The following is a 17,198-nucleotide window of genomic DNA, read 5'->3' as shown; positions in this document are numbered from 1 at the left end:
GTGAAGGCATCGTAGAGCGAACCGGCTCGCCTGCACCTTCTTCGCGCCGCCGTGTCCCCGTCGGCCGATTCCTACAGGGGCGGACCGGGCGCGAGCCGCGGGCGACCGTTACAAGCCCAGTTCGCTCAGCCCCGGATGGTCCTCGGGACGGCGGCCGAGCGGCCAGTGGTACTTGCGATCGGCCTCGCGTATCGGCAGGTCGTTGATCGACGCGTGGCGCCGGCTCATCAGGCCGTCGCCGTCGAACTCCCAGTTCTCGTTGCCGTAGGAGCGGTACCACTGTCCGGAATCGTCATGCCATTCATAGGCGAACCGCACCGCGATGCGGTGGTCGTCGTGGGCCCAGATCTCCTTGATGAGCCGGTAGTCCAGCTCACGCGCCCATTTGCGCTCAAGGAAACGCTCGATCTCGGCCCGGCCTTGCACGAACTCGGCCCGGTTGCGCCAGCGGCTGTCGGGGGTGTAGGCGAGCGCGACGAGCGCGGGGTCGCGCGTGTTCCACGCGTCTTCCGCGCGGCGTACCTTGGCGATGGCGCTGTCGAGCGTGAAAGGCGGCAGCGGGGGGCGGGCTTGAACGGGTGAGGTCATCGGTGTGACTCCAGTGGAGGGGAAGAGGTATCGGGCAGCGCCGCGTCGAGCAAGGCCGCGGCCACGCTGCGCGCGTCCAGTGCGGCGTCCGGGTCGGCGCCCACCAGGGCGACCGCGATAGCGCCGTCGACGACGACCAACCAGCGGCGCGCCCAGACGGCTGCGGAGTGCAGGCCGGCCGCCGCGCACTCGCGCTCGATCCAGTCGCGCAGCGCGGCCTTGTGGCGCTGCGCGACCTGCCGCGCGGGCTCGGCCGCGTCGGCGTACTGCCCAGCGACGTTGATGAAGGCACAGCCATGGAAATCGGGGCTCGCGAACCATACGTGCAGCACGTCGAACAGCGCCAGCAGCCGCGCCCGCGGCGCCTGGGCGCGGGCGTCGACAGCCGCCCCGAACCAGGCCATCCAGCGGGCGTGCCGGTGCTCCAGCATGCGCAGCACCAGTCCTTCCTTGGACCCGAAGTGCTTGTACAGGCTGCGCCGCGGAACGCCCGACTCGCGCACGATCTGATCCACCCCCACCGCATGCACGCCGTGGGCATAGACCAGGCGCTCGGTGGTCTCGAGCAGTTGTTGGTGCAGAGAAGAAGCGAGGGCATCCATGGAGCACATGGTAGAACGATCGTTCTACCCGCGCAACCCACACCGCGCCTCGTCCCAGCCGCAAACGCTCAGGGTAAGCCCCGAGAAGCAAACGATTGCGCAAACGTTTTCTATTTCTATGATTTGCGCCATGGCTGCCCGGATGACCGGCGCCCGGCCCGGCATCCACCCACGCCGAGGCCGCCTTCCAACCCAGGAGATCCGCCATGACACTGTCCCGCCGCCGCACCCTGCACGCCGCGATCGCCGCCAGCCTCCTCGGCCCCTGGGCCGCCGGGTCGTTATGGGCTGCCGACCCGCCGAAGGTCGCGCTGGTGATGAAGTCGCTCGCCAACGAGTTCTTCCGCACCATGGAAGACGGCGCCAAGGCCCACCAGGCTGCACACGCGTCGCAGTACACGCTGGTGGCCAATGGCATCAAGGACGAGACCGACACCGCCGCGCAGATCAAGATCGTCGAGCAGATGGTCGCGCAGAAGGTGCAGGCGCTGGTGATCGCGCCGGCCGACTCGAAGGCGCTGGTGCCGGCGATCAAGGCAGCGATCGACAAAGGTGTCGTGGTGGTCAACATCGACAACCGGCTCGATGCCGCCGCGCTGCAGCAGAAGGGCCTGAAAGTGCCCTTCGTCGGCCCCGACAACCGCGCCGGCGCCCGGCTGGTGGGCGAGCACCTGGCGCGCCAGCTGAAGGCGGGCGACAAGGTGGCCATCATCGAAGGTGTGTCCACCACCACCAATGCCCAGCAGCGCACCCTCGGCTTCCAGGACGCGATGAAAGCCGCCGGTGTGCAGGTGGTCGGCGTGCAGTCGGGCCAGTGGGAGATCAACAAGGGCAACACGGTGGCCGCCGGCTTGCTGCGCGAGCACCCGGACCTGCGCGCCCTGCTGGCCGGCAACGACAACATGGCGCTGGGCGCCGTGGCGGCCGTCAAGGCGGCCGGCAAGGCCGGCAAGGTAATGGTGGTGGGCTACGACAACATCCAGGCGATCAAGCCGATGCTGGCGGACGGCCGGGTGCTGGCCACCGCCGACCAGTACGCCGCCAAACAGGCGGTGTTCGGCATCGAGACGGCCTTGAAGGCGCTGGCCGACAAGACACCGCAAGCCGCGATGCCGGCCGAGATCAAGACCGACGTGGTACTGGTCACCAAGGACTCGAAGTGAACTGCGGTCAGCAGCGCGAGGTGCGCCGGTGACACCCGCTGTGGCCAACGCGGCGGCCGCCACGCCGGTCTTGTCGCTCGACGGCATCGGCAAGGACTACGCCGAGCCGGTGCTCGACGGCGTGTGCCTGACACTGGCGGCCGGCGAGGTGCTCGCGCTGACCGGCGAAAACGGCGCCGGCAAGAGCACGCTCGGCAAGATCGTCAGCGGCCTGGTGCTGCCGAGCCGCGGCACGATGCAACTCGACGGCCGGCCCTACCGCCCCGTCTCGCGCCAGGAGGCCGAGCGCTGCGGCGTGCGCCTGGTGATGCAGGAACTGGGCTTGGTGCCCACCCTCACCGTCGCCGAGAACCTGTTGCTCGGGCGGCTGCCCCAGACGGCCGGCTGGGTGCGCCGGGGCGAACTGCACCGGCTGGCCGCACGCCAGCTGGCGCAGATCGGGCTGGACGACCTCGACCCGGCCACACCGGTGGCCGCCTTGGGCATCGGACACCAGCAAATGGTCGAGATCGCCCGCCACCTGCAGGACGACACCCGCGTGCTGGTGCTCGACGAGCCGACCGCGATGCTGACGGGCCGCGAGACCGACCGCTTGTTCGCGCAGATCGAACGGCTGCGGCGCGCCGGCGTCGCCATCGTCTATGTGTCGCACCGGCTGCCCGAACTGCAGCGCATCGCGCAACGTGTTGCGGTGCTACGCGACGGCCGGCTGGTCGAAGTGCGGCCGATGGCGGGCGTGTCGGAGCAACAGCTGGTGCAACGTATGGTCGGGCGCGCGGTGCGCAGCGAGGAGCAGCGGCCGCGCCGCCTTGCCGGCCCGGTGTTGTTGCGCGCCCGCGGGTTGAGTCGGCGCGGCGTGGTGCACGGCGTCGACCTCGACCTCCACGCGGGCGAGGTGTTCGGCCTGGCCGGTCTGGTCGGCTCCGGGCGCACCGAACTCGTGCGGCTGCTGTTCGCCGCCGACCGCGCCGACAGCGGTGAGGTGTGGCGAGAGTCGGCCGAGACCGGCATGCGGCGGCGCTGGCGCTCGCCCATGCAGGCGGTGCGCAGCGGCGTAGGCCTGGTCACCGAAGACCGCAAGTCGCAGGGGCTGTTGCTGCCGCAGCCGATCCGCGTCAACACCAGCCTCAGCCGGCTCGCGGCGGTGTCGCGGCGCGGCTGGCTGCAGCCGGCCCGGGAAACCGCGCTGGCCCAGCGTTTCGTGCAGACGCTACACATCCGCTGCCGCGATACCGAACAGCCGGTGGCCGCGCTGAGTGGCGGCAACCAGCAGAAGGTGGTGTTCGCACGCTGGCTGCTGCGCGACTGCGAGGTGCTGCTGCTCGACGAGCCGACGCGTGGTGTCGACGTCGGCGCGCGGGCCGATCTCTATGCCGAACTGGACCGCATGGCGAGTGCCGGCAAGGCGCTGCTGATGGTGTCGAGCGACCTGCGCGAACTGATGGCGATGTGCGATCGCATCGGCGTCATGCAGGCCGGTCGCCTGGCTGCCGTGTTCGAGCGCGGGCACTGGAGCGAGGCCGCCCTGCTCGCCGCCGCCCTCGGCAGCACCTCCGACACCACGCCGTGCCCTCCCGCCACCCTCACCGTCTCGTCCACACCATCATGACCCTGGGTACCACCACTTCCGCGCCCCCTGCTGCCGCCGCCGTCGCCTGGCGTGGCCTGCGCGGCGAACTCGCCACCTATCTCGGGCTGACCGGGGTGCTGGTCGCGATGGTCGCGCTGTTCGGCGCGCTCAGCCAGCACTTCCTCAGCGTCGACACCTTCGTGACCATCGCCAACGAAATCCCGGCGCTGGCGGTGATGGCGGTCGGCATGACCTTCGTGCTGATCATCGCCGGCATCGACCTGTCGGTCGGCTCGGTGCTGGCCCTCAGCGCAGCACTGTCGGCCACCGCCATCGTGCAATGGCAGTGGCCGGCGGGCGCGGCGGCAGCCCTCGGGCTGGCCGCCGGTGCCGTCTGCGGCAGCGTCACCGGGGCCGTCTCGGTGGCCTGGCGGCTGCCGTCCTTCATCGTCTCGCTGGGCATGCTCGAGGTGGTGCGCGGCGCGGCTTACCTGGTGACCGAGTCGCGCACGCAGTATGTCGGCGACGCGATCGGCGGCCTGGCGCAGCCGTGGGTGGGCGGCATCTCGGCCGCCTTCGTGCTGGCGATCGCGCTGGTGGCGCTCGGCCAGCTGGTGCTGTCGCGCACCGTGTTCGGCCGCTGTGTGGTCGGCATCGGCACCAACGAAGAAGCGATGCGGCTGGCGGGCGTGGACCCGCGGCCGGTGCGCATCGCCGTGTTCGCGCTGACCGGCCTGCTGGCCGGCCTGGCCGGGCTGATGCAAGCGGCCCGGCTGGAAGCGGCCGACCCGAACGCCGGGCAAGGCATGGAGCTGCGCGTGATCGCGGCGGTGGTGATCGGCGGCACCAGCCTGATGGGCGGGCGCGGCTCGGTCGTCAACACCTTCTTCGGCGTGCTGATCATCGCGGTGCTGGAAGCCGGATTGGCCCAGGTGGGCGCCAGCGAGCCGAGCAAACGTATCATCACCGGCTGCGTGATCGTGGTCGCCGTCGTGTTCGACACCGTGCGCCAGCGCCGCGCGGCCGGAGGCTGAGCGCATGGCCACCATCAAGGATGTCGCCGCGCGTGCAGGGGTTTCGGTGACCACCGTGTCGCACGTCGTCAACGGCACCCGCCATGTCAGCCCCGAGGGCCGCAGCCGGGTCGAGCAGGCCATCCGCGACCTGGGCTACGTGCCGAGCGCGGTGGCGCGCAGCCTCAAGCGCAACACCACGCGCACGCTCGGCATGCTGATCCCCAACAGCTCCAACCCCTATTTCGCCGAGATCGTGCGCAGCGTCGAAGACCGCTGCTTCGGCGCCGGCTACACGCTGCTGCTGTGCAACACCGACGACGAGCCGCGCCGCCAGGGTGTCTACCTGCAGGTGCTGGCCGAGCGGCGTGTCGACGGGCTGGTGGTGGTGTCGTCGGGCGACGACGCCGCGCTGCCCGACCTGCTGGCCGGCCTGAACGTGCCCACCGTGCTGCTCGACCGCGAGATCGACGCGCTGCCCTGCGACCTGGTCGAGACCGCCCACCTGCACGGCGGTGTGCTCGCGACGCGGCACCTGGCGTCGCTGGGCCACCGCCGCATCGCCTGCATCGGCGGCCCGGCCGAACTGGCGCCGAGCGAACAACGCATCGCCGGTTGGCGTGCTGGCCTGGCGGAGGCCGGCCTCGGCGACGACAGCGCCGCCTTGCTGTGGCGCGGCGACTTCACCAGCCAGAGCGGCTACGAGGCGCTGCACGCCATCCTGCGCTCGCCCGAGCCGCCCACCGCGGTGTTCGTCTGCAACGACCTGATGGCGATGGGCGCCTTGTGCGCCGCGCACGAGAGCGGCTTGCGGGTGCCGGATGACCTCTCCATCGTCGGCTTCGACGACATCGAACTGGCGCGCTTCGCCAGCCCGCCGCTGACCACCGTGGCCCAGCCCAAGCAGCGCATCGCGGCGCTGGCCGTCGACATGCTGCTCGAGCGCATCGACGGGCGCCGGCAACAGCCGCGCAAGGTGATGCTGCAGCCGGAGCTGTGCGTGCGCGCATCGACGGGTCGGCGCGGCAACCCGAGGGGCGAACGGCGATGAGCAGCGACAACGCCCCGTTGCTCCGGCCGCGCATCGTCGTGCTCGGCAGCCTCAACATGGATCTGCTGCTGCGCGTGCCGCGCGCGCCCGACGCCGGCGAGACCTTGATCGGCCACAACTTCGCCACCGTGCCGGGCGGCAAGGGTGGCAACCAGGCCGTCAGCTGCGCCCGCCAGGGTGCCGACGTGGCCCTGCTCGGGCGCCTGGGGGCCGATGCCTATGGCAACAGCTTGCGGGCGGCCCTGGCGGCCGACGGCATCGACCTGGCCGGCGTGCAGACCGACGCCGAACAGCCGACCGGGCTGGCGCTGGTGATGGTCGACGACGCGGCCCAGAACCGCATCGTCGTGATCCCCGGGGCCAATGCGACGCTGCGGGTCGAGCCCGCCACCCTGACCGCAGCGCTCGCCGGTGCCGCGTTTTTCGTGACGCAGCTCGAAGCCCCGCTGGGCCAGGTGATCGACGCGATCGAAGCCGCGCACGCGGCGAGCTGCCCGGTGCTGCTCAACCCCTCGCCGATGGCCGCATTGCCCGACACGCTGTGGCCGCGTCTGGACACGCTGGTGTTGAACGAGGTCGAAGCGAGCGAGTTGACGGGGCGGCCCCTGCGCGACCCGGCCGGCGCCGCCGCGGCCGCGCTCGAGCTGCGCCGGCGCGGCGTACAACGTGTGGTGGTCACGCTGGGCTCGCAAGGCGCCGTGGCGAGCGACGTGCAGGGCAGCCGCTTCCACCCGGCGCTGCCGGTGCGCGCGGTCGACACCACCGCCGCCGGCGACACCTTCACCGGGGCCCTCGCCGTGGCGCTGGCGCAGGGGCAGCCGCTCGACCAGGCGGTCCGCCGCGGCATCAGGGCGGCTGCCTGGTGCGTCGCCCGCGTCGGTGCGCAGCCGTCCATCCCCACCGCGCAAGACCTCGAGAGCCTGCCCGAACCACTCGCCGGACATCCGCTATGAAACGCACCGCCTTGCTGCATGCCGAACTGTCCCACCTGATCGCCACGCTCGGGCATGGCGACTTGGTCGTCATCGGCGACGCCGGCCTGCCGGTGCCGCCCGGCCCGCAACGTATCGACCTCGCGGTGACACGCGGCGTGCCGCGCTTCACCGAGGTGCTGGCGGCGGTGCTGTCCGAGATGGAGGTGGAGTCGGCGACGATCGCGCGCGAAGCGTGCAGCGCCGCGGACGGCGCGCTGCCGCCCTGGTGCGCGATGCTGGCGGTGGAGCCGCAGTGCGTCAACCATGCCCAACTGAAACGGCTGAGTCGTCAGGCGCGGGCCGTGGTGCGCACCGGCGAAACCACGCCCTACACGAATGTCGTGTTGAGCGCGGGGGTGGTGTTCTGACCGGGTGCCGATGGTGCGCACCCGGCCGCCGCCCCGCGCTCGCGCAGCGTCAAGGCCGACTGGCCGAGCCGCGACGGCGCCGCACCACCGCGGCGAGCCACGCGCCGCCGCCCAGCAGCAAGGCCCACTGCTCCGGCTCCGGCACCGCCGCCGCGATGCGGTAGACGTTGCCGTCGAGCCCCATCACATAGAGCGCGCCGAAGGCGTCTTCGCCGAACGAGGTCAGCTGCGAACGGCCGAACAGGTTGCCCAACTCGGCACTGCGGTCGACAAAATCGACAAAGCTGTCCCCCTGGCGATGCAGCGAGAAGATCTTGCCGGACGCGAAGTCGCCGAACAGATAGGCACCGTCCAGCCCTTCTTCCAGGCCGCCGCGGTAGACATATCCGCCGATGACCGAGCGGCCCAGCGCCCCGTGCTCGTATTCGAACAACGGCGCGATCGCGCCCTCGGGCGCGGCATCGGGCACATCGGGGTTGTCGGCCGAGCCTTCCAACGCGCGCCAGCCGTAGTTGCGGCCGCCCTCGCTGCCGGCCGCTTCGAAGTCGACCTCTTCGCGGGCCGCCTCGCCGACGTCGGCGATCCAGAGGTCGCCGGTGGCACGGTCGAAACTGTTGCGGTAGGGGTTGCGCAGCCCGAACGACCAGACCTCGTCGTTGCCGGCGCGGCCGACGAAGGGGTTGCCGGTCGGCACCGTGTAGCCGCCGTCCGCCTGCGGCGTGATGCGCAGGATCTTGCCGAGGTTGCTGTTCGGGTCCTGCGCGCGCTGGAACGGGTCGTTCGACGGCCCGCCGTCGCCGGTGGCGACATAGAGCTGGCCCGGGTCGTTGGGGCGGAAGCCGATCCAGCCGGCCTTGTGGCGTGTGCTGTCAGGCGTTTGCTCGACCGTCAGGATGGTGCGGGCCGACGCCGGGTTGGCGCTGTTGGCGTTGAACGACGGCGCCGTGTAGGACGCGACCACCGTGTTCTGCGTGGTCTTGTCGATGTAGTTGACATAGAAGCGGCCGTTGCGTCGGAAACCAGGGTCGAAGGCCAGGCCCAGCAGGCCGCGTTCGCCGTCGGCGTCGACCTTGGCGCTGATGTCGAGATAGGTCGAGACACTGCCGTTGTGCAGCAGCTTGATGCGGCCGCCCTTCTCGACCACGAACAACCGTGAGTCGCCGGTCGGCGCGGTCAGGAACACCGGCTGGTCGAGGCCCGAGGCGATCAGCGCGGGCTCCAGGCCGAAGGCCGGACCGGCCAGCGAGATGGCGGCACATGTCACCGCGCGGCACCAGAACGTTTTGTTCATCTGTGTTCTCCTCCTTGACTCGCGTGCCGCGGCAAGGCGCGGCCCTGCGTTGACGGCAGGCCGCCGCCGGACGTCACCCTTCGCGGGCGAGGGCCCGGGAGGGGACGCGGCATGATTGCGTTGGCCCCATTCCAGCGTCAAGAATGCGGTGGGCAAAGCCCGCACGACAAGGCGGTCATGTCCGCGATGTGATGCCTTGGCTCACTCAGGCCGCCAGACGGTCGAGCAAGGTTTCGAGACGCTGGCGGATCTGCGCGACGGTCGGCTCATGCTCGAAGTAAGCGGTATGGAACACCGGCGACGCGTCGTGCGCGTCCTCCAGCCCTGCCAGCGCCGAGTCCTTGGGCACGATGCCGTCGCCGTCGGCCTCGAAGCCGGCCCAGTCTTCGATGAAGCGGCGCCACAAGCGCTCCTGCAGCGGGTTGGCGTCGCCCGGCCCCCATTCCGAGCCCCACACCCACAAGCCTTCGGGCATGCCCTGGCCTCTTGCCATACGGGCCACACCGGCCGGCTCGACGTCGCGAAAGCCGGGGGGAATGTCATAGGCGAGCGCGCGTTCGAGCATCAGCAGGTCGACCATCTGCTGCTTGTCGAGCAACCCGGAGGCGACGTCTCGGAACCAGCCGACGGCGCCCGCGACGCCGGCCCAGCGCCGGCCGATGCGGCGGAACACGCCGGTGCCCTGGTGCGGGCTGCCGGCTGTCAGACCGTAGAAACGCCAGCCCGGCCAGCGCTGGCGCAAGCGCGGCAGTGCAAAGCGGACCACATTGCCGCCCCGTGAATGCGCCAGCAACACCAGGGTGCCGCTGGGTTGGTGGCCGATCACGGTGCGCTCGACCAGGTCGACCAACTGATTGAGGTTACGGTGCACCCGGACGAAGGTGTCGTGCTCGAAACGCCAAACACACAGCTGGTTCAGCAAATGCATGCCCTGCCACGGGCCGGCGTCCGGCGGCAGCGCCGCAGGGTCTTCGGGCAGCCAGGCGCCGAAGCCGCCGCGCACCGAACTCAGCCCGCCGTGCACCAGCACGACGTGGTGGTCGCAAGGCGTCTTGTCGGGCACATGCGACACCGCGGGCCTCGATGCGGGGACCAACGCCGCCCCTTGCTTCTCGAGGTGGTGCACAGCGTCGGGGTCGGGCGGCGGCAGGCCCAGCGCCGCCGACCAATAGCTTTCATCGTCCCAGAGCCGGCGGGCGAAGGTGGGGTCGCGGTCGGCGATGCCTTGCTTGACGCCCATCCAGCGCAGCACCCGGGTGGCCTGCCGCTTGACCCAGCCGAAGGCGCCTTCCTGCAGTTCCAGCGTGACCAGCGGCACGGCCACCAGCAGCCCGACACCGGAGCGCAGCGTGCGGCGGATCAGCGGCGCCTCGGCGGCCCGCGGCTCGACCAGCCAGATCGCCTTGCCGCGCTGCAGATACAGCAGGTCTTCCGAAAAGCCGACGCCGTCCCCGCGGAAGCTGCAGGGCTGCCAGACCGAGGCCCGCTCGGGCCCACCGCCGGGCAGCAGGCGGGGCGCGCGCCCGCCCCAGTACAACCGGGTTTCGACTTCCAGCTGCACCACCACACGCTTGCCGTGCCATTCGGGCGGCAGCTGTTCGGTCAGCTCGCGCGCGAACTCGGCCGCCGTCTCGGCCAGCGGCAACCGCATGTTGAGCGGGGTGTCCTGCCGCCGCACGATCGGTGCCATCCACCACACCGGCGGCTGCCACAGGTGCAACCGACGCACGGTGGGGTCGTGGGCGAGCTTGTCGGACACGCCGTCGTCCTGCCAGACCTCACGGTGGTCGGTGGACGGCAGGCCGTGCATCTCCTCGCTGAGCCGGCGTTCGTCCTGCAGCAGGCGCTGGATGCCCTCGACGAAGGGCGCCAGCTCTTCGGAGTACCAGGCCTCGCGCTGGGCCTCGAACCGTTGCAGTACCTCGGTCGCCGTCAGCACCCCCTCGACGGTCTCGATCAGCGGGCGGCGGCGCTTGGGTCGGACGGGGTCGGGCGGCGGGAGCTCGGCCGGCTCGCCGAGTCCGGTGGCGACCTGCAGGCTTTCGGTGTCGAAGGCCGGGGCCGGCTCGGGGATGAGCGGCTCGTCGTCGAGGAAAAACTCCAGCCCGGCCAGCGCGGCGCGCTGCCGGCTCATTTGCTGCGTACGCCGAGCTTGAACGCGATCATCGCGCGCAACTTGTTCGGCACCACCGGCTTGATCAGCAAATGGAAGTTGTACTTGCCCGCCTCGGTCTCGAGGCCGGCGGTGCTGCTGCCGGTCACCATGATGGCCGGCACGTCGTCACCGAACTGCTGACGCAGCACCACCAGCGCGTCGATGCCGGTGCTGTTCTGGTCGATGCGGTAGTCGACGATCACCAGATCGGGCCGCTGGCCCTGCTGGTGCGCCTGCTCGGCCCAGCTGCGGCACTCGGCCACCGCGTCGAAGGCGGCCACCGTCGCGCCCCAGCCCTTGAGCAACACCTCGAGGCCGTCGCGCACGGCGGGTTCGTCCTCGACCACCACGATCAAACGCCGGTCCAGCGTCAAGCCCAGCGGTGCCCGCGAGCTCGAGGTTTCGGTGGCACGCACCGCCCGCCCCACCGGCACCTCGAGCGAGAACACCGTGCCGTGACCGGGCCGCGATCGCAAGGTCAGCGGTGCCGCCATCAGGCCGGCCAGACGCCGCACGATGGCCAGGCCCAGCCCCAGGCCCTTGCGCTGGTTGGCCGGCAGCGGATGGTCGGGCTGCACCTGGTAGAACTCTTCGAACACCCGCGCCTGTTCGGATTCGCGGATGCCCACGCCCGAGTCCCACACCTGCAACAACAACCGGTCGCCGCGCTGGCGGCACGACACCAGCACGCCACCGTCTTCGGTATAGCGGATGGCGTTCGAGATGAGGTTGCGCAGGATGCGGTCGACCAGCACCGGGTCGGCGTAGGCGAAGTGCTGCTCGCCGCGGAACTTGAGGTCCAGGCCTTTCTCGAAGGCGGTCGGCTCATAGTGCAGCCGCAGCCGCGCGAACAGCTCGCGCAAGCTGAAGTTCTGCGGACGCGACTCGACCGCGCCGGTGTCGATCTTGGTGATGTCGAGCAGTTCGCTGAACAGGCCCTCCAGCGCGTCGACCGAGCTGTTGATGCTGTTGACGAGCTGGATCACTTCTTCGTCGCGGCTCTTGTTGCGCAAGGCCTCCGCAAACAGGCCCACCGCATGCAAGGGCTGGCGCAGGTCGTGGCTGGCAGCGGCGAAGAACTGCGTCTTGGCGCGGTTGGCGACTTCGGCGGCGCGGCGTGCCTCGTCGGCGGCCGCCTTCTCGAGGCGCAGTTGTTCGAGCAGCTGCTCGGTGCGCGTCTTCAGTTCGATCACCCGGTCCATCGCCTGGCGGTAGTTGCGGCCCAGCACCGCCGTCATGCCCATCACCAGCAACAGCACACCGGCCAGCTCCAGGCTGTAGAGCGAGCCTTCGACGGCGATCGCCATCACGGTCGGCACGAAACACAGCCCGATGAAGATCAGGAACACGGTGCGCTGCTCGGCCAGCACCGGAACCGAGGCGACACAGAAGCTGTAGACCGTCAGGATCAGCCCGATCTGCTGGATCGCGCCGCCGGCGCTGTACAGCAGCCACGACGCGGTGCCCCAGGTGGCGCCGGAGGCGAACACGCCGATCACCCAGCGCTGGCGCCACAGCCGGAAGTCGGTGTCGGGCTGGGTCTGGATCGCGAAGAAGCGCCGCGCGATCCAGAACCGGTAAAGCCACTGGGCCGCGAAGCACAGGCCCCACAGCGACAGCGTCAGCGTGTCGGCCTGCCCGGCATACAGGAGCAGGACGACCACCGCGCCGATCAGGTTGCCGCCCAGGCTGGACGCCGAATACGCATACAGGTTGCGGACATGGTCCGGCCAGTCGCCGCCGCGATCCGCCGGGGGCGCGAGGGTCTGCGCCGGCGCGGGCAGGGTCTTGGTGGTGGTGTCGCTCATGGCATCAGGCCGCGATTCTGTTTTTATAGGATGTTTCGACCACGACGGAAGCCGGCCGGCGCCGCCAGGCGTCCAGCACCCGGCCGTCCTCGTCGGTGACCTGGGTCGGGCTGCAGATGTCCAGGCGCTCGGCCTCGGTGGCGAAATCGTCGGCGGTGAACGGCACGCGCTCGGCCGGCAGGCGGTCGGTCCCCGCGGCGAAGGTGCGGCCGGCCACCGGATCGAAGGCGATGCCACACATGTCGCCGATGTCGAGCGCGGCAGCGGTCCAGGAGCCGCGCTTGAGCAAACGCGGCAGATCGTGCGCGAGCTTCGACAGGCGCCGGGTCGGGGCGTAGACCTGCTTCATGGTGTCGCGATACGCCTCGAGAAACTCCGCCAGGGGGCTGCGACGGGGCTGCAGCACCAGGGTGTACGAGCTGAAGTCGTAGAGATTGGCATGGGGCAGAAACTGGGGGTCGGGCTCGGCCAGCAAGCGCTGGAACAAGGGGGTACCCGGAATCGGCGTCTCGAACGAAATGAAGCTCGGCACGTGCAGACCGCTCGCCTTGAGCCGCTCCGGCAGCGACCGAATGTAGCTCGCATCGTCGTTGATTGCACTGATCATGAGGCCCGCGATCACCAGGATGCCTTCGTCCCGGCTCTGGGCGATGGCCTGTTCGATCTTGCCGATGTTGTTCTGCGGCTTGCACATGTCCGCAAGCGCCGCCGGGTTGAAGGTCTCCAGCCCGACGAACACCGCGCGGCAACCGCAGTCGTACATCAGCTTGAGCAGCTCGCGGTTGGCGATGACGTTGAACGTCAGGCAGGCGCCCCACAGCACGTCCAGCGGCTTGAGCGCCAGACACAGGTCCCGGAACCAGCGCAGGTTGCCGGCCAAGTTGTTGTCATACAACACCAGCAACCGTTCTTTCCAGCCCGGCACGCCGGCCTGCCGCAAGGCCGCCTTGCCGGCGACGATGTCGCGCACCACATGGGCCACCGGCCGCGGCACATGGCCTCGCCCGCGTGCGGTCAGTACGCAGAAGTCGCAGGTGTACGGACAGCCCCGGCTGGCTTCGACCGCCAGCGGAAACATCTGCTTGTGCGCGATGGGCGCGAGCTTCGGGGTCGGCACGTCGTCGAGCCCGGTGGCCTGCGAGCGGTACAGCCGCTGCAAACGACCGCGCCGGGCGTCTTCGGCGATGCGCGGGATCGTGTCTTCCGGGTCGCCGACGACCACGGCGTCGAAGTACGGCAGGCACAGCTGAGGGAAGTCGGAGGCCATGGCGCCGCCGAGGACCGTGCGGGCGCCGCGACGGGCGAAATAGTGGCCGATCTGGCGCGCCCGGTCGAAATCGGCGTGCAGGCACGACAGGATCACCAGGTCGTAGTGCTTGCTCCAGTCCGGGTCTTCCCAGGTGTCGTTGATGATCTCGACCTCACACCAGTCCGGCAGCAGCGCGGCGATCAGCGGGCCGATCTGCGGTTGCATGGCGCCGCGATGGTGAGCGCCGCGTCGGTGGTAATCGACGAAAACGGCAATGATGGCGACGCGCATGGGCCGCTCCGGTGGCGTGACTAAAACGACGGGGTGGCTCAGCGCTGCGGAGGCGAGCGCCAGGTCGAGAAGGTGCCGTGTTGCTGCGTGATCTGGCTGACGGCCAGCACGGCCTGGGTGCGCGAGTTGACGCCGAGGGCGCGCAGCACGGCGGCCACGTGGTCCTTGACGGTCTCGACCGACAAATTCAGTTCGCGTGCGATCAGCTTGTTGGGCTTGCCCTGCAGCAGCAGCGCCAGCACGTCGGTCTGGCGCGGCGTGAGGCCGAGCGACGCCAGCGAAGGCTGGGTCTGGTAGGGCACCCCCGCCGCGGCATTGCCGACGCCTCGCGGCGCCCCCGCCGGCGCGTAATCACCGCCGCCGCTACCGCCCGCAGCGGTGCTGCCACCGCTGTCCATGCCCATGCTCATCGGTGGCACGTAGACGCTGCCCGACATCACCAGGCGCAGCGCCTCGAACAAGGTTTCGTTGGAGGCCCGCTTGGGCACGAACCCCATCGCGCCCATGTCGATCGCACGGATCACGTCGCTGGTGCGGTCGGAGGCCGAGATCACCACCACCGGCAGCGCCGGGTAGGTCTGGCGCAGGTCGGCCAGCAGGTCGAAGCCGTTGGCGTCGCCCAGGTGCAGGTCGAGCAGCACCAGGTCGTAGCTGCCATCGCGCTGCAACGCCTCGCGCGCCGCGCGCGCGGTCGCCACCCCATTCACCACCACGTTGTCGCCAAGACCCTGGATGACACTCTGCAGGGCAGACAGGATCAAGGGGTGATCATCGACCAAAAGTACTTGCATATGCGGCCCTCCGACGACTTGCCTGGTGACCTCACCAGTCGCAGTGAGACGGCGGAGATGCTAATCGACGCGCGCGCGCCTGCCCCTCCCCAATTAGAGGGGCACAAGCCACCTCGGAGGAGAGAGGTCGGCAACGTCGCGGCGCAAGCGGGGGATACCCACCCCTCGCGCAGCGCCGCAGGCGTCAGGGATAGCGCCGCGTGATCGACTCGGCGACGCACACCGGCTTGGGCGAACCTTCGCGCTCGACGCTCACCTCGACCGTCAGCTGCACGCCGCCGTTGTCGACGGTCTCGTACGACAGCAGCTTGAAATGCGCGCGCAGCCGGCTGTTCACCGGCACCGGCGCCGGAAAGCGCACCTTGTTGAGGCCGTAGTTGACGCCCATGCGCGAGTTGCGCACCTCGAACCCGCTCGCGAAGAAGGCCGGCAGCAGGCTGAGCGTCAGGAAGCCGTGCGCGATGGTGGTACCGAACGGGCCTTGCTTGGCGCGCTCGGCATCGAGGTGGATCCACTGGTGGTCGCCGGTGGCCTCGGCGAACTGGTTGATGCGGGCCTGGTCGACGCTGATCCAGTCGCTGGTGCCGAGCGGTTGTCCGACCTGGGATTCAAGGTCTTGCAGGTTCTCGAAGGTGTTCATGAGGTCGCTATCAAGTGGAAGAAGCAGGAGAAGGAGCAGGAGCGCCTTGTAGCCAGTCGACGATCGGGCGCCATTGGGCCAGGTCTTTTTCGACCCGACTCGGCGCGACGTCCCACAACGTGAGGCCGTGTGCTGCCAGCTGGATGTAGTGCTGCGTGTCGCGCAGGTAAGCGACCACCGGCACCTCCAGCGTCGCGACGAAGGCCTTCAGCTGGTCGGCCGCAATGGTGCCCTCGCGCACCCGCATGCCGACCAGGCCCACCGGCACCCGGCTCGACTTGCGGTGCGCCAGCACCTCGTCGAGGAAGGCGCGCGTCGCGTAGATGTCGAAGATGCTGGGCTGCAAGGGCACCAGGATGCGGTCGGCCAGCTGCATCACATGGTCGAGGCGCTTGCCGTGCAGGCCGGCGGGCGTGTCGAGCACCGCGTGTGTCGTGCCCTTGGGCGGCGTCAACCGGGTTTGCTGCCGCACCTCCCAGCCGAGGATGGGCACCGCCTGCGACGGGCGCAGCGACAGCCAGGTGCGCGACGACTGCTGGCGGTCGACATCGCCCAGCATCACCTGGTGCCCCTGGTGCGCAAAATAGGCGGCGACATGGGTGGCCAGCGTCGACTTGCCGACGCCGCCCTTGGGATTGGCTACCACGATCACCGGCATCGAACCCTCCGCCTGTCGCCCCTGCCCGGCCGGAAATGGCCAAGCTGCAAAGATGGCTTCTAATGTTAGCGGTGCTGGTCATGCCCCCAGCATCAAGACAAACCACAAGACTGCCCGTCACCTTTGCGACAGCCGATGGCCCAAGACCCGTCCGAGACCCCGCCCCAGCAACCGCCCGAGCCCCGCATCGTGCTGCTGGCCGCGCACCCGCACCTGCACCTCTCCAACGTCACCCGCAGCCTGCTCGCGGCCGCCCGCGCGCTGCCGCCGGAGGTGGTGCAGGTGCGCGACCTCTACGCCCTCTACCCGGACTACCTGATCGACGTGGGAGCCGAGCAGGCCGCGCTGGCCAGTGCCCAGCTGGTGGTGTGGCTGCACCCGCTGCAGTGGTACAGCATGCCACCGCTGATGAAGCTGTGGCTGGACGAGGTGCTCACCTATGGCTGGGCCTACGGGCGTAGCGGCGATCACCTGCGGGGCAAGGACGTGTGGCTGGTGACCTCCACCGGCGGCCCGGAAAGCTCCTACCACCCCGGCAGCTACAACCGCTATTTCTTCGACGCCTTCTTGCCGCCTTACGAGCAAACCGCCGTCTTGTGCGGCATGCGCTTCTTGCCGCCGCTGGTGCTGCACGGCGCGCAGACCGTCGACGCCGGCACGCTGCGCGGGCATGTGCAGGTGTTTCGAGAGCGTCTGGCGAGCTACCCCGACTGGCCGGAACTGGCGCAGCTTGACGTCTGCCCGGCGTGTGAGGTCCCGCCTTCCGCCCGCCCCGCCGCTTGAACCCGCTTGCCCTCAAGCGCCAAGAGGTGGTGTCTTGACGAGCTGAGCCCGGAGACCCGCCCGCGTACCGACGCTGTCGGAGGCCGATGGAGGGCCACGAGCGCTCGCCTCGGGCTGCCCGGGAGGGCTGCTGCGCGGGAGGCCCGCCGCCCGGGCAGTTCTCGCCCAGCATCAGAACCGCCAGCTCCCGCGGTAATACGCCT

Annotated in this window: 16 protein-coding genes; 7 read left to right on the top strand and 9 right to left on the bottom strand. The window is 69.9% G+C overall.

From position 1 onward, the window contains the following. Positions 1–108: 108 nt before the first annotated feature. Both AAW51_RS06560 and AAW51_RS06555 read right to left on the bottom strand, forming a co-directional pair. Complete coding sequence (locus AAW51_RS06560) at positions 109–588, bottom strand: nuclear transport factor 2 family protein (protein ID WP_047193963.1); 480 nt, start codon at positions 586–588, stop codon at positions 109–111. Continuing rightward, positions 585–1,199, bottom strand: a complete 615-nt coding sequence (locus AAW51_RS06555) for a TetR/AcrR family transcriptional regulator (RefSeq protein ID WP_157359644.1) — start codon at positions 1,197–1,199, stop codon at positions 585–587. The genes AAW51_RS06560 and AAW51_RS06555 overlap by 4 nt, the downstream gene beginning before the upstream one ends. Positions 1,200–1,396: 197 nt before the next feature. Here AAW51_RS06555 and AAW51_RS06550 point away from each other — a divergent pair, with 197 nt between their 5' ends. From AAW51_RS06550 to rbsD, 6 genes are read left to right on the top strand one after another with little or no spacing between them, the layout of a single operon-like run. Further along, positions 1,397–2,353 carry a sugar ABC transporter substrate-binding protein gene (locus AAW51_RS06550; RefSeq protein ID WP_047193961.1) on the top strand — a complete coding sequence of 319 codons (957 nt, stop codon included), beginning with the start codon at positions 1,397–1,399 and terminating at the stop codon, positions 2,351–2,353. A 28-nt stretch (positions 2,354–2,381) separates the two neighbouring features. Then, positions 2,382–3,962 carry a sugar ABC transporter ATP-binding protein gene (locus AAW51_RS06545; protein WP_238947778.1) on the top strand — a complete coding sequence of 527 codons (1,581 nt, stop codon included), beginning with the start codon at positions 2,382–2,384 and terminating at the stop codon, positions 3,960–3,962. Further along, positions 3,959–4,957 (top strand): ABC transporter permease, encoded by a 999-nt coding sequence (locus AAW51_RS06540; protein WP_047193960.1) that lies wholly within the window; start codon positions 3,959–3,961, stop codon positions 4,955–4,957. Before AAW51_RS06545 ends, AAW51_RS06540 begins: the two co-directional genes overlap by 4 nt. Positions 4,958–4,961: 4 nt before the next feature. Next, positions 4,962–5,987: a LacI family DNA-binding transcriptional regulator gene (locus AAW51_RS06535; protein ID WP_047193959.1), complete on the top strand. Its 1,026-nt coding sequence runs from the start codon at positions 4,962–4,964 to the stop codon at positions 5,985–5,987. After that, positions 5,984–6,940 (top strand): ribokinase, encoded by a 957-nt coding sequence (gene rbsK / locus AAW51_RS06530; protein WP_047197496.1) that lies wholly within the window; start codon positions 5,984–5,986, stop codon positions 6,938–6,940. Before AAW51_RS06535 ends, rbsK begins: the two co-directional genes overlap by 4 nt. Further along, positions 6,937–7,329, top strand: coding sequence for a D-ribose pyranase (gene rbsD / locus AAW51_RS06525; RefSeq protein ID WP_047193958.1), 393 nt, complete (start codon positions 6,937–6,939; stop codon positions 7,327–7,329). The genes rbsK and rbsD overlap by 4 nt, the downstream gene beginning before the upstream one ends. A gap of 49 nt (positions 7,330–7,378) precedes the next feature. On the opposite strand, the gene AAW51_RS06520 is transcribed toward rbsD, so the two are convergent. From AAW51_RS06520 to AAW51_RS06490, 7 genes are all read right to left on the bottom strand, one after another. Further along, on the bottom strand, positions 7,379–8,620 hold the full coding sequence (locus AAW51_RS06520) for a PQQ-dependent sugar dehydrogenase (RefSeq protein WP_053013386.1): 1,242 nt from the start codon (positions 8,618–8,620) through the stop codon (positions 7,379–7,381). 205 nt (positions 8,621–8,825) lie between these two features. Continuing rightward, on the bottom strand, positions 8,826–10,754 hold the full coding sequence (locus tag AAW51_RS06515; RefSeq protein ID WP_047193957.1) for a lipase family protein: 1,929 nt from the start codon (positions 10,752–10,754) through the stop codon (positions 8,826–8,828). Further along, positions 10,751–12,583, bottom strand: coding sequence for an ATP-binding response regulator (locus tag AAW51_RS06510; RefSeq protein ID WP_083438123.1), 1,833 nt, complete (start codon positions 12,581–12,583; stop codon positions 10,751–10,753). Before AAW51_RS06510 ends, AAW51_RS06515 begins: the two co-directional genes overlap by 4 nt. Positions 12,584–12,587: 4 nt before the next feature. Further along, positions 12,588–14,123, bottom strand: coding sequence for a B12-binding domain-containing radical SAM protein (locus AAW51_RS06505; protein ID WP_047193956.1), 1,536 nt, complete (start codon positions 14,121–14,123; stop codon positions 12,588–12,590). 38 nt (positions 14,124–14,161) lie between these two features. Then, a complete protein-coding gene (locus AAW51_RS06500) occupies positions 14,162–14,914 on the bottom strand; it encodes a response regulator (RefSeq protein ID WP_047193955.1) in 753 nt (250 codons plus the stop codon). Between the two features lie 184 nt (positions 14,915–15,098). After that, complete coding sequence (locus AAW51_RS06495; protein WP_047193954.1) at positions 15,099–15,554, bottom strand: MaoC family dehydratase; 456 nt, start codon at positions 15,552–15,554, stop codon at positions 15,099–15,101. A gap of 10 nt (positions 15,555–15,564) precedes the next feature. After that, positions 15,565–16,212, bottom strand: a complete 648-nt coding sequence (locus tag AAW51_RS06490) for a ParA family protein (protein ID WP_047193953.1) — start codon at positions 16,210–16,212, stop codon at positions 15,565–15,567. 135 nt (positions 16,213–16,347) lie between these two features. Between AAW51_RS06490 and kefF the strand changes: the two genes are divergently transcribed. Continuing rightward, positions 16,348–16,995 (top strand): glutathione-regulated potassium-efflux system oxidoreductase KefF, encoded by a 648-nt coding sequence (gene kefF / locus AAW51_RS06485; RefSeq protein ID WP_047193952.1) that lies wholly within the window; start codon positions 16,348–16,350, stop codon positions 16,993–16,995. Positions 16,996–17,198 lie beyond the last annotated feature (203 nt).

Origin of the sequence: Caldimonas brevitalea (assembly GCF_001017435.1) — a bacterium.
Classification (GTDB): domain Bacteria; phylum Pseudomonadota; class Gammaproteobacteria; order Burkholderiales; family Burkholderiaceae_C; genus Caldimonas; species Caldimonas brevitalea.
The sequence above is the reverse complement of the archived record's forward strand: the minus strand, read 5'-3'. Positions and strand labels throughout refer to the sequence as shown.

Excerpts from the sequence above, each read along its gene's own strand:
- AAW51_RS06560 (WP_047193963.1), bottom strand. The coding sequence starts at position 588 with ATGACCTCACCCGTTCAAGCCCGCCCCCCGCTGCCGCCTTTCACGCTC.
- AAW51_RS06555 (WP_157359644.1), bottom strand. The coding sequence starts at position 1,199 with ATGTGCTCCATGGATGCCCTCGCTTCTTCTCTGCACCAACAACTGCTC.
- AAW51_RS06550 (WP_047193961.1), top strand. The coding sequence starts at position 1,397 with ATGACACTGTCCCGCCGCCGCACCCTGCACGCCGCGATCGCCGCCAGC.
- AAW51_RS06540 (WP_047193960.1), top strand. The coding sequence starts at position 3,959 with ATGACCCTGGGTACCACCACTTCCGCGCCCCCTGCTGCCGCCGCCGTC.
- AAW51_RS06535 (WP_047193959.1), top strand. The coding sequence starts at position 4,962 with ATGGCCACCATCAAGGATGTCGCCGCGCGTGCAGGGGTTTCGGTGACC.
- rbsK (WP_047197496.1), top strand. The coding sequence starts at position 5,984 with ATGAGCAGCGACAACGCCCCGTTGCTCCGGCCGCGCATCGTCGTGCTC.
- rbsD (WP_047193958.1), top strand. The coding sequence starts at position 6,937 with ATGAAACGCACCGCCTTGCTGCATGCCGAACTGTCCCACCTGATCGCC.
- AAW51_RS06520 (WP_053013386.1), bottom strand. The coding sequence starts at position 8,620 with ATGAACAAAACGTTCTGGTGCCGCGCGGTGACATGTGCCGCCATCTCG.
- AAW51_RS06515 (WP_047193957.1), bottom strand. The coding sequence starts at position 10,754 with ATGAGCCGGCAGCGCGCCGCGCTGGCCGGGCTGGAGTTTTTCCTCGAC.
- AAW51_RS06510 (WP_083438123.1), bottom strand. The coding sequence starts at position 12,583 with ATGAGCGACACCACCACCAAGACCCTGCCCGCGCCGGCGCAGACCCTC.
- AAW51_RS06505 (WP_047193956.1), bottom strand. The coding sequence starts at position 14,123 with ATGCGCGTCGCCATCATTGCCGTTTTCGTCGATTACCACCGACGCGGC.
- AAW51_RS06500 (WP_047193955.1), bottom strand. The coding sequence starts at position 14,914 with ATGCAAGTACTTTTGGTCGATGATCACCCCTTGATCCTGTCTGCCCTG.
- AAW51_RS06495 (WP_047193954.1), bottom strand. The coding sequence starts at position 15,554 with ATGAACACCTTCGAGAACCTGCAAGACCTTGAATCCCAGGTCGGACAA.
- AAW51_RS06490 (WP_047193953.1), bottom strand. The coding sequence starts at position 16,212 with ATGCCGGTGATCGTGGTAGCCAATCCCAAGGGCGGCGTCGGCAAGTCG.
- kefF (WP_047193952.1), top strand. The coding sequence starts at position 16,348 with ATGGCCCAAGACCCGTCCGAGACCCCGCCCCAGCAACCGCCCGAGCCC.